The organism is Archangium sp. Cb G35, assembly GCF_001896145.1.
GTDB lineage: Bacteria > Myxococcota > Myxococcia > Myxococcales > Myxococcaceae > Archangium > Archangium violaceum.
In genome coordinates, this window is the sequence record NZ_MPOI01000008.1 from 289,946 (window position 1) to 303,504 (window position 13,559).

General features: G+C 66.7%; 12 protein-coding genes. 5 read left to right on the forward strand and 7 right to left on the reverse strand.

Annotated elements, in window-relative coordinates:
- The first annotated feature begins 34 nt into the window (after positions 1–34).
- Positions 35–823, forward strand: coding sequence for a hypothetical protein (locus BO221_RS25325; RefSeq protein WP_143195665.1), 789 nt, complete (start codon positions 35–37; stop codon positions 821–823).
- Between the two features lie 44 nt (positions 824–867).
- Here BO221_RS25325 and BO221_RS25330 read toward each other — a convergent pair whose 3' ends face one another.
- The 6 genes from BO221_RS25330 to BO221_RS25355 all read right to left on the reverse strand — a co-directional run bounded on the left by BO221_RS25330 (position 868) and on the right by BO221_RS25355 (position 5,807).
- A complete protein-coding gene (locus BO221_RS25330) occupies positions 868–1,092 on the reverse strand; it encodes a response regulator transcription factor (RefSeq protein ID WP_083681351.1) in 225 nt (74 codons plus the stop codon).
- Positions 1,089–2,006 carry a LuxR C-terminal-related transcriptional regulator gene (locus BO221_RS25335; RefSeq protein WP_073563062.1) on the reverse strand — a complete coding sequence of 306 codons (918 nt, stop codon included), beginning with the start codon at positions 2,004–2,006 and terminating at the stop codon, positions 1,089–1,091. The genes BO221_RS25330 and BO221_RS25335 overlap by 4 nt, the downstream gene beginning before the upstream one ends.
- A 183-nt stretch (positions 2,007–2,189) precedes the next feature.
- Entirely contained in the window at positions 2,190–3,407 is a 1,218-nt protein-coding gene (locus BO221_RS25340; RefSeq protein ID WP_233166195.1) for an IS701 family transposase, read from the reverse strand.
- 504 nt (positions 3,408–3,911) lie between these two features.
- A complete protein-coding gene (locus tag BO221_RS25345; RefSeq protein ID WP_143195666.1) occupies positions 3,912–4,463 on the reverse strand; it encodes a hypothetical protein in 552 nt (183 codons plus the stop codon).
- A 3-nt stretch (positions 4,464–4,466) separates the two neighbouring features.
- Entirely contained in the window at positions 4,467–4,961 is a 495-nt protein-coding gene (locus BO221_RS25350) for a hypothetical protein (RefSeq protein WP_073563064.1), read from the reverse strand.
- Between the two features lie 87 nt (positions 4,962–5,048).
- Entirely contained in the window at positions 5,049–5,807 is a 759-nt protein-coding gene (locus tag BO221_RS25355; protein WP_073563065.1) for a hypothetical protein, read from the reverse strand.
- 156 nt (positions 5,808–5,963) lie between these two features.
- Between BO221_RS25355 and carB the strand changes: the two genes are divergently transcribed.
- Both carB and dacB read left to right on the forward strand, forming a co-directional pair.
- Complete coding sequence (carB, locus tag BO221_RS25360; RefSeq protein WP_073563066.1) at positions 5,964–9,191, forward strand: carbamoyl-phosphate synthase large subunit; 3,228 nt, start codon at positions 5,964–5,966, stop codon at positions 9,189–9,191.
- An 84-nt stretch (positions 9,192–9,275) separates the two neighbouring features.
- A complete protein-coding gene (gene dacB / locus BO221_RS25365; protein WP_073563270.1) occupies positions 9,276–10,778 on the forward strand; it encodes a D-alanyl-D-alanine carboxypeptidase/D-alanyl-D-alanine-endopeptidase in 1,503 nt (500 codons plus the stop codon).
- A 2-nt stretch (positions 10,779–10,780) separates the two neighbouring features.
- On the opposite strand, the gene BO221_RS25370 is transcribed toward dacB, so the two are convergent.
- Positions 10,781–11,596, reverse strand: coding sequence for an alpha/beta fold hydrolase (locus BO221_RS25370; RefSeq protein ID WP_073563067.1), 816 nt, complete (start codon positions 11,594–11,596; stop codon positions 10,781–10,783).
- A gap of 124 nt (positions 11,597–11,720) precedes the next feature.
- Here BO221_RS25370 and BO221_RS25375 point away from each other — a divergent pair, with 124 nt between their 5' ends.
- A complete protein-coding gene (locus BO221_RS25375) occupies positions 11,721–12,353 on the forward strand; it encodes a TetR/AcrR family transcriptional regulator (RefSeq protein WP_073563068.1) in 633 nt (210 codons plus the stop codon).
- Between the two features lie 40 nt (positions 12,354–12,393).
- On the forward strand, positions 12,394–13,386 hold the full coding sequence (locus tag BO221_RS25380) for a PHB depolymerase family esterase (RefSeq protein WP_073563069.1): 993 nt from the start codon (positions 12,394–12,396) through the stop codon (positions 13,384–13,386).
- Positions 13,387–13,559 lie beyond the last annotated feature (173 nt).

Sequence of the window (13,559 nt, forward strand, 5' to 3'; positions counted from 1 at the left end):
GTCTGTCACCCCGTGCCAAAGAGGAGTGTGTACGATGCGGACGAAACAGCTCCGTTCGAAATGGTGGGTCGTCGTTGCCTTGTTGCACTGCGCGGGCTGCTCATCCGGCTCGGCCCAGGTGACGGTCCTGCTTCGACAGGGAATACCGTCGAACGCCGTGGCGAAGATCCAGGTCACGGTGAACGCGCCCGGAGAGGAGGCCGTCACGAAGGACCTCACCCGGTCCTCGAGCCAGTGGACCGGAACCCTCACCGGTCTCACGGAAGGCACCGACAGGACCTTCGATGCGGTCGCGTTGGATGCCGGTGGGGCTCGGCTGTACACGGGCCAGGCGGCAGGCGTCGTCCTCACGGACGGTGAGGACACGCTCGTCTTCATCACCCTGGATGAGCTCACGGCTTCGACCGCGACCCAGCCCGAGGCACCCATCCTCACCTCTCTGACAGCACACCCGGCGGAGGTCCGTGCGGGGAGCACCGTGACACTCCGGGCCACGGCTCGAGACCGGAATCCGGGCGACACCATCCGTCTGGAGTGGACCGCGCCCGGTGGAGCCTTCTCGTCCCCCGCGGATGGCGTCATCACATGGACGGCGCCATCTTCCGGGGCCACGCTGCTCCTGGGCTGTACGGCGAGCGACACACAGGGGCTGGGCTCCTCCCTCTCCATCCCCATCGAGGTACGCGCGGTCAGCAGTACAGGGAGCAGTGGCGGCGGGCGGGTTTGCTGCAAGCACTGTGGAGGAAGCAGCAAGCCGTGCGGCGATAGCTGCATCAGCTCCAGCTACAAGTGCACCAAACCCGCGGGATGTGCCTGTTACTGACAACAGAGAGGGGCCACTGCCCCCCTCCGCGCGCTTCAGCCAGGCTATCGATTCCGGGCCGCCTGAAGGATGAGAGCGACCCGGCCATCCACACCCAATTTGCCGAAAATGTTCTGCAAGTGCTTCTTCACCGTTGCCAGCGCAAGGCCGAGATGCTCGGCGACCAACTGGTTGTCCCAACCGCGCAGCAGACAGTTCACGATCTCCGCCTCGCGTGGGGTGAGCAGCTGTTGCCACTCAGGAGGCATGACCAATGGAGGAGGGGTCATGACAGGGTCCCCCGAAACATGAGCGACGCCCGGCAGATGAGCGCCGTCCGGCCATCCACGCCCAGCTTGTCGAAGATGTTCTGCATATGCTTCTTCACCGTTGCCAGCGCGCGGCCGAAATGCTCGGCGATCAACTGATTGTCCCACCCCTGGAGCACGTAGCTCACGGTCTCTACTTCGCGCGGGGTGAGGATCTGACGCCATGCCTCGGGCACGGGAATGGCGCGCGGCAACTCCTGGAACTCCAACGCCCAGAGTTCTTGGCCGCCCTGCATCGGCAGATGGGTGAAGGTCACCCGCAGGTCCTGGCCAGCCAGGTCACGCGCCTCCCCCTTCCGTTCCCAGGTGTCCAAGCCGAACGCCCCGGTTCCGCCACGGGCGGCCAGCAGGGCAAGCCGCTCCACCAGCACAGAGGGAAGGCCCAAAGGCCCCAGCTCGGACGAGTGGAACCACTTCATCAGCAACGCGGTGGTGGGCGGAGTCCGCATCTCCTCCATGAAGGGATTGACCCGCATGATGCATCGGGTGGCCTGACGCTGGAAGAACGCGCCCAGCATCTGACCACGTGCCGCCACCTCACCGTACATCCGGCAATTGCGCACCGTATGGGTCAGCAGGAGCGTCAGCTCCTGAAGCCGGGCCTGGTCCCGCATGGAAAACGGCCGGCGCCGTTCCCGGTAGAAGGTGAGGCCAGCGTGCACCCCTCCCGTCACGTCCAGCAATACCGACATCACGTGCTCCAGCGGCATGCCCAGCTCGCGGCAGTATGCGTACCACCGGCTGCGCTCCAGCACCTTGCGATGCGGCACCATCTCCTCGTCACGCAACACCTTGTTGCGCTTGCGCATGACCGCGCTGCGCACGAAGTCATGCTCGGCCCGCTCGGAGTAGCAGGCGAGGAACGGGGCCGGCATCTTCGTCACCCACCAGTCGTAACACTACTGCGTCAGGGCCCGGACGGATGAACGGAAGAGCCCAGGGGCCCGCGAGATGAGTTCGGGCACCTCCGATGGCATGTGGGGCAGCGGGGCAGCCAGGAGGCAATCACCCGGGCGATGGCGAGCCGTGCGGTGATGACGCTGTCGTGGAAGTGGCGCTCAGGCCTGGAGCGGCTGCGCGTAGGCTTCATCCGCCCCTCTGGCCGAGGGGGGGAAATGCCGCACGCGTTCAGCAATGATGAACGCGTAGCAGCAAAGGGCCACGGAGACGTGGTGGTGCCAACCGGGAAAGCGACGGCCCTCGTAGTGGTCGAGTCCGAGCTCTCCCTTCAAGTCCTCGTAGACGCGCTCGGTTCTCCAGCGCTGCATGACGAGGCGGATGAGTTGCTTCTTGGTGATGCGGTCCGGCACGGAGATGAGGAAGTAGTTGGCCGGCTCGGGCTCGCCCTCGCGCCACTCGATGAGAAGCCAGAGGGGCTCTTGTTGGCCCTTGGGCACTCCCGCGGCGAAAACGCGACGCAGGGCAAAGCGCGCCGAGAGTTCCTCGCGGGTGCCGCTACGCCAGATGCAGCGTCGAAAGCCCCCACGCTCGTGGATGCTCAAAGCCATCTCTTTGACGCTCACCGCCTGGCCGTGAGGGCGCCCCTCGTTGTCGAGGAGGCAAATGGTTGTCTGCGGCTCTACCCCCACCGCATAGTGCAACCCCAAGGAGCGCACCTGCGCGCGGAAGTCACTGGAGGTTCCGTACGCGGAGTCCGCCAGGACGACTCCCTTGGAAACGCCGTCCGCCACGGCCCTCTCAATCATTTGCACAGCCAGCTGGGGTTTGGTCTTGAAGCCAATCCCTGGAGGGATTCGGGCCTCTTGGCGGCGAGTCGAGTCATTGGCCCAGGACTCGGGCAGGTACAGTTCAAAGTCGATGGGGAGGTGCTCGGTACGGGTGGCGACGCTGAGGCTGACGCCAATCTGGCAGTTGGTGATTTTTCCCGCCGAGCCGGTGTATTGCCGCTGCACTCCCACCGAATGCTTGCCCTGTTTGAGGAAGCCGGTGTCGTCGACAATCCAGGCTTCCACGGGCTCGCGTCGCGTCATGGCGGAAAGGGCATAGCGGGCAGCCTCCCGGCGTACATCCCGGTCGCTCCAGCGCGAGTCGACGGCGAAATGCAGCAGTCGCTGGTGCATCGCATCCGTCTTCGTGGGGTCAGGGCAGGCACGAGCCGCAATGGGTTCGATGCTCTTGCGCTCCCCATCTCCGAGCAGCCCCATGGCGTAAACAGCAAAGGAACTCCGGCGGCTCTCCTCTCCCAGGATGTCGCCAATCCTTCGGAAGTACTCCTCGAGCCGTTGAACCCCGCCAGCGTCCATGAAGGTGTCCATCGCCTGACTCACTGAATCGTGCTCCACCTCCCAAGTAGTACGCACGAGTCGACCTTTGACACCAAGCGACCGGCCAGCCGCTTCCTGGCTGCTCCGGTAGGGCTCCTCACGCTACTAACGCAGTAGTGTTAGAGCGCCTAACAAAAGTAAGAACTGGGCGTTCCCTCCAGAGGGACCATGCCGCTCAAACCTTACTTTTGTTAGGCGCTCTAAATTGCTCCTTGAAGTCGCTAAGTAGTTCTCGATGCGCCCGTAGCTGCAGTATGACAGTGTTATCCGCTAGTTCGAATTCGCTTGTGCTTGCGTAGAGACGCACCAGTTCGGAGATTGCCTCGAACCGAGCTGACCAAGCCTTCCACTTTTGCATCCAAAGCATCGTTCATCTCCAATCTGTCAGACACGCTGAACTTCCAGATTACCACTGCATTGACTCTGCTGTTTGACGATGCTGAAGGGATGATTCCTGCCGAACTCGGTCTTACGTGAGGGCTATGGTAAGCGGCATCACTCTTCCCCAACTGGGATGATGCCCTGCTGAGCGGCGTAACGTCTCGCGTCCGTGACGTAGTAGAGGATGCGCTCGGACTCGGGGAAGACCTTCAGGGCCCTTTCCCCGAGTTGGAGCGCCTGTGTCAGCGACTCGCGAGTTCGCTTGTCGGTCCAGTGCCGGATCATTCCCGCCCACGCGTACTCGAGTGTCTCCAACGACTTCGCCGCTCCCTCCTGATAGAGCGCGAACGCGTCCTCCGGGGCGTTGCGGAGATCGTCCAGGAAGTAACCGAGCTCCACCAACGAGGGAGCACTTCGTTCCGAGCTCTGTACCGCCTGCTCCAGCAGCCGCTGGGCTTCCGAGAACGACTCCCGGGCATTCACGTCGGGCTGATCGATGAGTTGAAGCAGCCGCGCCAGGCGCAGGAGATTGGGAGTGAACGCAGGACAGGCCGCGAGTAGTTCTCGGTGGATTCGGAGCTGCTCGGGATTGTCCTTGTCGGCCTCTCCCGCCTTCCGGGCTGCCTGGAACATGGCCGTCAGCTCATCAAGGCTGGGATGCGCCACGTCCTACCTCACCTTGTCCATCAAGCGATCTGGGTTCTCGAGCAGCTTCTTGGCCATTCTCAGTTGGGCTTCCGTGGCGAGGCTGTAGTCGCCTCTCTCCAGCATCCGCTTGATTTGAAACAGGGTGTAGTCCTTGAGCTGCGAGGGGAAGTCCGGAGCGCGCTGGAGCCTCGCGGAGATTTCGCCCAGCTTCATGTTCAGCTGGGCGATACGCTCCAACAACCGGGTTGCATGAGGTTGGGAGAGGAGTCCCGATGCCACGCCCTCGGCAATCAGGGCTTCTGCCTCGGCGAACTGTCCGTTGGCGATGAGGACCGAGACGCGGGAAGAAACGGTGCTCCCCTTGGCACGTACGCCTTCGTCCTCGAGCTCAGTGTCGGGTCCATGACGATCCTGCTTTGCTGAAGCGGAGGGCTCCCGGATGGAAGCCGAGCGCTCATGACCACACCCCGGGCCGAGCAGGATGGAGCCAACGAGCAGTAGTACCCTGATCCACATGAGTGCCCCTCTCGCGAGTACACCCTGAGTATAAGAGGGGCTCTCTTCCTTCGATGGCCACGAGCCCCGAAGTTCCGGCTCCTGCGGTCAGTCCGTATAGGCGAACGCCTTCCAGCCGTCGCCGTCCTGCCGGTACAGGAGAACCGCCGCGCGGCCCGAGAGATTGGCCACCGCGGCGTACACCTCGGTGCCGCGCGGGACGATGGCGCCCAGCCGCGCGGGCGGCTTGCCGTACTTCTTCTCCATCTCCGCGTACGGCAGCACCTCGACGTCGTAGAGCGTCACCAGGTCCGTCCGCTTGTTGCGCAGCTCCTTCACCCAGGTGACCACCAGCGGCTCGGGCGCGTCGAACCTCCGCTCCTCGAGCTGGAAGGGGAAGGAGAGCATCGACACGGTGCTGCGCACGTCACCCGTGAGCAGATAGCCCACCAGGTAGCGGGCCTCGTTGCGCACCTGATCCTGGACACTGCCGGGTTCGGGGGCGGCAGCCGGAGCCGCCAGGACCGCGGGCGCCGGAGCCTGAACAGTGGGGGCCGGAGCGGGAGCCGGGGCCGCGGGAGCCGGAGCCTGGGCGGCGGGGGCGGGTGCCTGCGCGGCGGGGGCGGGTGCCTCGGCGGCGGCCTCCTGCTTGCGACGGCGGCGCGGCTTCTCGGCGGGAGCCGGCTCTCCGGTGGGCGCCGCCTCTCCGGTGGGGGCCGCCTGCTCAGTGGGCGCGGCTTGCTCGGCGGCCGGAGCGGGAGCCGGGGCCGGCTCGGCTGCCGGGGCCGCGGCGGGGGCTTCCTGGGCCTCCTGGGCCAAGACGGGAGCGGCGAGGGTGAGGAGCAGGGCCAGGGACCAGCGACGCATGAAACCTCCGGAAAACGGAGCGCAGACTAGCAGAGCGCCCGGCCGTCTGGGACCGACCCCTCTGCCGCCTGGCGGGCTCCACCTCCGAAACCCCCCGCTACCCGTTTCACACGGTTCGTGCAAGAGGGGGCGAAGGTTGCTATTGGGCCCCCCTCGATGCCCAAGCGTAACGATATCCGGAAGGTTCTCGTCATCGGTTCTGGCCCGATCGTCATCGGCCAGGCGGTCGAGTTCGATTACTCAGGAACCCAGGCCACCAAGGCGCTGCGGGAGGAAGGCGTCGAGGTCGTCCTCTTGAACAGCAACCCGGCGACGGTGATGACCGATCCGGAGTTCGCCCACCGCACGTACATCGAGCCCATCACCGTCGAGGTCGCCGAGCGGATCATCGCCCAGGAGCGCCCCGACTCCGTCCTCCCCACCATGGGTGGACAGACGGCGCTCAACCTGGCCAAGGCGCTCGCCGAGCAGGGCATCCTCGAGAAGTACGGGGTGAAGCTCATCGGCGCCTCGCTCGAGGCCATCAACAAGGCCGAGGACCGGCTCCTCTTCAAGCAGGCCATGGAGCGCATCGGTGTGGCGCTACCCAAGAGCGGCTACGCCACCACCATGGATCAGGCCCTCGCCCTGGCGGACGAGATCGGCTTCCCCGCCATCATCCGGCCCTCCTTCACGCTGGGTGGAACCGGCGGCGGCATCGCCTACAACCGCGAGGAGTACGAGGCCATCTGCCGCTCCGGCCTCAAGGCCAGCCCCACCTCCACCATCCTCATCGAGGAGAGCGTGCTCGGCTGGAAGGAGTACGAGCTGGAGGTGGTCCGCGACTCGGCGGACAACGTCATCATCGTCTGCTCCATCGAGAACCTGGACCCCATGGGCGTGCACACCGGTGACTCCATCACCGTGGCCCCGGCCCAGACGCTCACGGACCGCGAGTACCAGCGGCTGCGCGAGGCGTCCATGCGCATCATCCGGGAGATCGGCGTCGACACGGGTGGCTCCAACATCCAGTTCGGCGTCAACCCGCGCGATGGCCGCATCGTGGTCATCGAGATGAACCCGCGCGTGTCGCGCTCCAGCGCGCTGGCCTCGAAGGCCACGGGCTATCCCATCGCCAAGGTGGCGGCGAAGCTGGCGCTCGGCTACACGCTGGACGAGCTGCGCAACGACATCACCCGCGACACCCCGGCCTCCTTCGAGCCCACGCTGGACTACGTGGTGGTGAAGGTGCCGCGCTTCAACTTCGAGAAGTTCCCCCACGCCAACCGCACCCTCAGCACCAGCATGCGCGCGGTGGGCGAGGTGATGGCCATCGGCCGGACCTTCCGCGAGGCCTACCTCAAGGCGATGCGCTCCATGGAGTCCGGCCGCACGGGCCTGGAGGCGCCCGAGCTGCCCGAGAACAAGGAGGAGCGGCGCAAGGTGCTGCGCGACTACGTGCGCGTGCCCCGTCCCGAGCGGCCCGGCTACCTGGTGCAGGCCTTCCGCGAGGGCATGACGGTGGAGGAGGTGCACGAGCTGTCCTCCATCGATCCGTGGTTCCTGCGCCACATCCAGGCGCTGGTGCACGAGGCGAAGCGCATCCAGGAGTTCGGCAAGCTGGAGAAGGTGCCGGACGAGGTGCTGCGCGCGGCGAAGGCGGACGGTTTCGCGGACAAGTACCTGGCGCAGTTGCTGGGTTGCACCGAGGCCGATGTCCGGGCGCACCGGCACGGGAAGGGCATCCGGCCGGTGTTCAAGCGGGTGGACACCTGCGCCGCCGAGTTCGAGGCCTACACGCCCTACCTCTACTCCACGTACGAGGAGGAGGACGAGGCGCCGCCCACTCCGCGCCAGAAGGTGCTCATCCTGGGCAGCGGTCCCATCCGGATCGGCCAGGGCATCGAGTTCGACTACTGCTGCGTGCACGCGGCCTTCGCGTTGCGCGAGGCCGGGTACGAGACGGTGATGGTCAACTGCAACCCGGAGACGGTGTCCACGGACTACGACACGTCGGACCGCCTGTACTTCGAGCCGCTCACCATCGAGGACGTGCTGGAGGTGTCGCAGCGCGAGAAGCCGGTGGGCGCCATCGTGCAATTCGGCGGGCAGACGCCGCTGCGCCTGTCCGTGCCGCTGGAGAAGGCGGGGCTGCCGATTCTCGGCACGCCGCCGGACGCCATCGACCGGGCCGAGGACCGTGAGCGCTTCGCACAGCTGATTGAAAAGCTGGGGCTGATGCAGCCGGAGAACGGCGTGGCGCGCAGCCACGAGGAGGCCTACCGCGTGGCCGAGCGTATCGGCTACCCGGTGATGGTGCGGCCCTCGTACGTGCTGGGCGGCCGGGCGATGGAGGTCGTGTACGACCAGCAGAGCCTGGAGCGGTACATGCGCGAGGCGGTGAGCGCGTCGCCGGAGCACCCGGTGCTGATCGACCGCTTCCTGAAGGAAGCCACCGAGGTGGACCTGGATCTGGTGGCGGACAAGACGGGCGCGGTGCTGGTGGGCGGAGTGCTGGAGCACGTGGAGGAGGCGGGGGTGCACTCGGGTGACGCGGCGTGCACGCTGCCGCCGCACTCGCTGTCGCCGGACCTGGTGGAGCGGATGAAGGATCAGGCGATCGCCCTGGCGAAGGAGCTGGGCGTGGTGGGCCTGATGAACGTGCAGTTCGCCATCCAGGGCAAGACGATCTACGTGCTCGAGGTGAACCCGCGGGCGAGCCGCACAGTGCCGTTCATCTCGAAGGCCACGGGCATGCCGCTGGCGAAGATCGCCTCGCTGTGCATGGTGGGCAAGACGCTGGCGGAGCTGGGCGCGACGCAGGAGCCCGAGTTCCGGCACGTGGCGGTGAAGGAGTCGGTGTTCCCGTTCGCGCGCTTCGCGGGGGTGGACGTCATCCTCGGGCCGGAGATGAAGTCCACGGGCGAGGTGATGGGCATCGCGGACGACTACGCGTCGGCCTTCGCGAAGAGCCAGCAGGCGGCGGGCGTGAAGCTGCCGAGGAGCGGCAAGGTCTTCATCTCGGTGAAGAACGACGACAAGCCGGCGGTGGTGGATCTGGCGAGGCGGCTGCGCTCGCTGGGGTTCCAGATCGTGACCACGGGCGGCACGCACCAGTACCTGGCGACGAAGGGCATCGAGACGCAGAAGGTGCTGAAGGTGCAGGAGGGCCGGCCGCACATCGTGGACAAGATCGTGGACGGGCAGATCGTCCTGGTGATCAACACGACGTTCGGGAAGCAGGAGATCGCGGACAGCTTCTCCATTCGGCGCGAGTCGCTGATGCACAGCGTGCCGTACTACACGACGGTGCAGGCGGCGCGGATGGCGGTGGGGGCGCTGGAGGCACTGCTGCGCAAGGAGCAGACGGTGCGTCCGCTCCAGGACTACCTGGCCCGGAAGTAGGGGAGTGGACGTCCGCTCGAAAGCAGGTCACCGCGGATCATCCCAGCGTCGACACCCCGGGGAGGGGACGGTAGCTTGAGCTTCATGCGCCGTTCCCCCCTCGCGACGCTCCTGTTGGCGGCCCTCGTGCTGCCGGCCTGTCTTCCCCGCGTGACGACCCGTCCGCCGTCGCCATCACTGACCACGGTGGCGGACTCGCTCTTCGAATCCGTGGAGAACGAAGGCACGCTCGCCAGTGTCTTCATGGTGGACGCCGCGACGGGCACACCCCTCTATTCGCGCCATCAGCACGTCCGCCTGTTGCCCGCGTCGACGATGAAGGTGGTGTCCACCTCCGCGGCGCTGTCCGCGTTCGGCCCGGACTACCGCTTCCGCACGCCGGTGCGGCTCGAGGGCACGCAACTGGGCAACCTCTTCCTCGGGGATCTCGTGGTGGAGGCCTCGGGAGATCCCTCCCTGGGCTCGTGGCGCTTCCCCGAGACCACCGTGGCCTGCGAGCAGCTCGCCGAGGCCATCCATACGCGGGGTATCCAGCAGTGGATCGGTGCGGTGCGGGTGATCAACGCGGACGAGGGGCCCTATGGCCTCTTCGGTCCGGGCTGGGCCTGGGATGACGCGGCCTACGCCTACAGCGCGGCCCCGTCCCTCTTCGTCTTCCGCGAGAACGTGGTGGACCTGTCGCTGGAGCGCCCCGAGGGCCAGGACTGCAACACCCAGCCCCGGCGGCCCATCACGGTGCGCTACAGCCCGGCCTTCGAGGCGCCGCCCACCGTGGTGTACCTGGAGCCGAATGCCCAGCGGGCCGGGCTCGGCTGCGTGCGCGAGCGGGGGAGTGGGAGCATCCGCTGCGTGTGGCGCTCGACGGCGGAGCAGTGCCCGCGCAAGGCGAACATGCGTGTCGCCATCGACGATCCGCGAGCCCTGTTCGCCTCGTGCCTGGAAGAGTCCCTGGCCGTGCGTGGCATCTGGCGCGTGCCGGCCGCGCCGCAGACGGCGGCCGTGCCCTCGGCCACCACGAGCGAGCCGCTCCTGGAGTTCGTCAGCCCGTCCCTGGCCGAGCTGGTGAAGGTGACGAACAAGGAGTCGCTCAACCTGTACGCCGAGCGTCTTGGCCTGCGCTTCACCCGCGAGCGCACGGGCACCGAGAGCTACACCGCGCTGCGAGACGCGATGGCGCAGGAGCTCACACGCCGGGGCATCTCCCCGCGCCTGTTGCGAGCGGCGGATGGCAGTGGGCTGTCTCGCTACAACGTGGCCACCGCGCAGGGGTTGGTGGGGGTCATCTACACCAGCCTGAAGGAGCCGTACGGCCCCGCGCTGCTGGAGAGCCTGCCCATCGCGGGCGTGGACGGCACGCTGGCGAACACCGCTGCCAACAACGGGGCGAAGGGGCTCATCCGCGCCAAGACGGGGACGCTCTCGGGGCAGAAGGCCTTCGTGGGCGTCGCCGAGCGTCCCCATGATTCCGAGCACCCCCGCGTCGTCTTCGCGATGATGCTGGGCAACATCGACGAGCAGCCCACGCTCACCGCGAACCAGGTGTTCGAGCGCTTCGCCGAGGCAATGGTGTCCCTGCCCCTGCGCTGAGTTCAGCCCAGGCTTCGCGTGTCGCGGGCCGGTCCCTCGAGCTCGAGGAGGAAAGCCTTCACCGCATCGATGAGCTGCCCGGGTTGATCCATCGGCGAGGCATGGCCGGAGTCCGTCACCACCTGGAGGCGGGCGTTCGCGAGCAGCTCGGCATACGCCTTCTTTGCGGACAGCGGCGTGTAGTCACGATCGGAGGCGAGGACCAGGACAGGGCAGGAGATCTCTTTCAGCCGCGCCAGGACGCTCCAGCCGACGAGCCCCCGGGTCGCGCGCAGGTACGCGTCCGGATCATTGGCGCCAATCGCCTCCTCGACCCTCCGCCGGAGCTCCGCCTGCTCCGGCTTGGGGAAGAGCTTCGGTGCGATCACCCGGGCGAAGCGCTTCGGTCCGAAATACTTCAGCACGAGCAACCGCGCCGCGAACGCGAGCCTCATGCGCATCGTGCGCGGAACCATGTCGGGCCCGCTGTTGACGATGGTCAGGCTGCGCACCAGCTCCGGCCTGTCCACCGCGAGCTGGAAGGCGATCATCCCGCCCATCGAGAGCCCGACGACGTGCACGCTGGCGAGACCGAGCCGGTCGCAGAGGGCGGCGATGTCCCGGGCGAAGAGCGGCACCCCATAGGCACCCGCCGGCTTGCCGCTGCGTCCATGGCCTCGCACGTCGGGAACAATGACGCGGTGGTGGGCCTCGAGCCCGGGCGCGACGAGCTCCCAGTCCCGTCCCGAGGAGCCGAGCCCGTGCAGCATCAGCACGGGCGTGCCCGCACCGGACTCCTCGTAGTGGACGGAGACACCATCAAGCTGGAGCAGGGGCATGGTCGCGGCCTCGAATTCCGGCGGGCACCGGAGTGAATGAACGTTCGTATGAACGATTTGAATAGAACCCTTCAGGCGTGGTATGAATGCTAATTGAACGAACGTTCGTTCATCAAGGTGGATCATGCGTTCCCTTCCCCGAGCACGTCTGCAGGGCCAGAAAGTGAGCCTCCCGCCCTCGGTGCCCGAGGGGGCGCGGCGGCGAATCCTGGAGACCGCCCTGCGGCTCTTCGCCAGCCAGGGATTCCACGGCACGTCGGTCCGGGATGTGGCGAAGGAGTTGGGGCTCGGGCCGAGCGCGCTCTACTCGCACTTTCCCTCCAAGGAGCACCTCCTCGCGGAGCTCGTCACGGTGGGGCATGAGGCGCACCACGAAGCCCTTCGCGCGGCGCTGCTGGAGGCGGGCACCGAGCCGGCCGCGCAGGTCCGGGCGCTCATCCGGGCCCACACCTTCACGCATGCGACCCATCCACTCCTGGCCGTCGTGGTGAACGAGGAGATCCACGCCCTGCCGCCCGAGCTCGCCGCACCCGCGGTGGCGCTGCGCGACCAGTCTTCCGCCCTCCTGCGCGAGGTCATCGCGCGTGGCGTGGCGATGGGGCGGTTCTCTCCTCCAGAGCCGCTCGTGACCGCGGCGGCGATCTCCGCGATGGGTGTGCGCATCCCGTATTGGTACGAGCCGGGGGGAGCACTCACTCCTGGCGCGCTCGCGGACGCCCACGCCGAATTGGCGCTGCGCATGTTGGGCGCGAGCTGACCGAAGGGCTCACACCGAAGCAGGCAACAAGGAGAGAACCATGAAGCGGAGTCTCGGCGCCTTCTGGCGCATGGGTGCGTGGCTGCTCGTGCTGTTCGCGCTGTCTGGAGCCCCGGCCCAGGCGGGCTCGTGGGTCCACGGCAGCTATACGAATCTCTGGGGCACTCGCGGCTTCCAGCTCTGGGTCCCGGATGGATATGTGCCGGGCCAGCGGATCCCCCTGGTCGTCGGGCTCCATGGCTGTCTCCAGAATCCCGACCAGTTCGCTGGCCTCACGCGTCTGAATCAGAAAGCGGACGCCGAGACGTTCCTGGTCCTCTATCCCAACCAGTCGACCACCTCCAATGGCACTCAATGTTGGAACTTCATGCTCGCCACCAACCAGGAGCGCGGCATGGGCGAGCCCTCCATCATCGTGGGCATGGTGGATTGGGTGAAGAGCCGATACTGGGTGGACGGCCAGCGCGTCTATGCCGGGGGCGTCTCCGCTGGCGCGGTGATGACGAGCATCCTGCTCGCCTGTTATTCGGATGTGTTCGCCGCCGGCATGGTCGGGGCGGGGGCGATGTACAAGGCGGCGACCACGGCCTCCGGCAGCGCCTATGCCATGGCGTTCGGCAGCATCTACGATCCCAATGCCCGCGGCCGTGACGCCTGGGCGTGCTCGGGCCAGCGGCGCTGGCCGGTGCCGGTGCTCGTCATCCACGGCACCGAGGACGGTGTCGTCAATCCCATCAACGGCGAGCAGGCCGTACAGCAATTCCTGCAGACCAATGATTACGGCGATGATGGTCGCGACAACAACAGCGTGCCCTATGCACCCACGGATGTCTGGTATGACAGCGTCCCGGAGGGCCGTGGCTACATCGTCAAGAATTACGAATACGGGGGCCGGCTGCTGGTCCAGAAGTATGAAATCCAGGGCATGGATCACGCCTGGCCCGGTGGCGATGCCAGCTACCCGTTCGCCGATCCCTCCGGCCCCGATGCCACCACCATCATGTGGGACTTCTTCGCGCAACACGCGCGCTGACGGGACGACCCTCACCCACACCAATCCCTTTCAGGGAAGGGTCCGAATATCCCCTCTCCCCTCGGGAGAGGGACGGGGTGAGGGTATCCGGACCCGTTCTTCAACCCGTGGGCTCCCAGTGTGGACAGGGGTTCAACCCGGGATTCGAGGCACCCTCACCCCGTCCCTCTCCC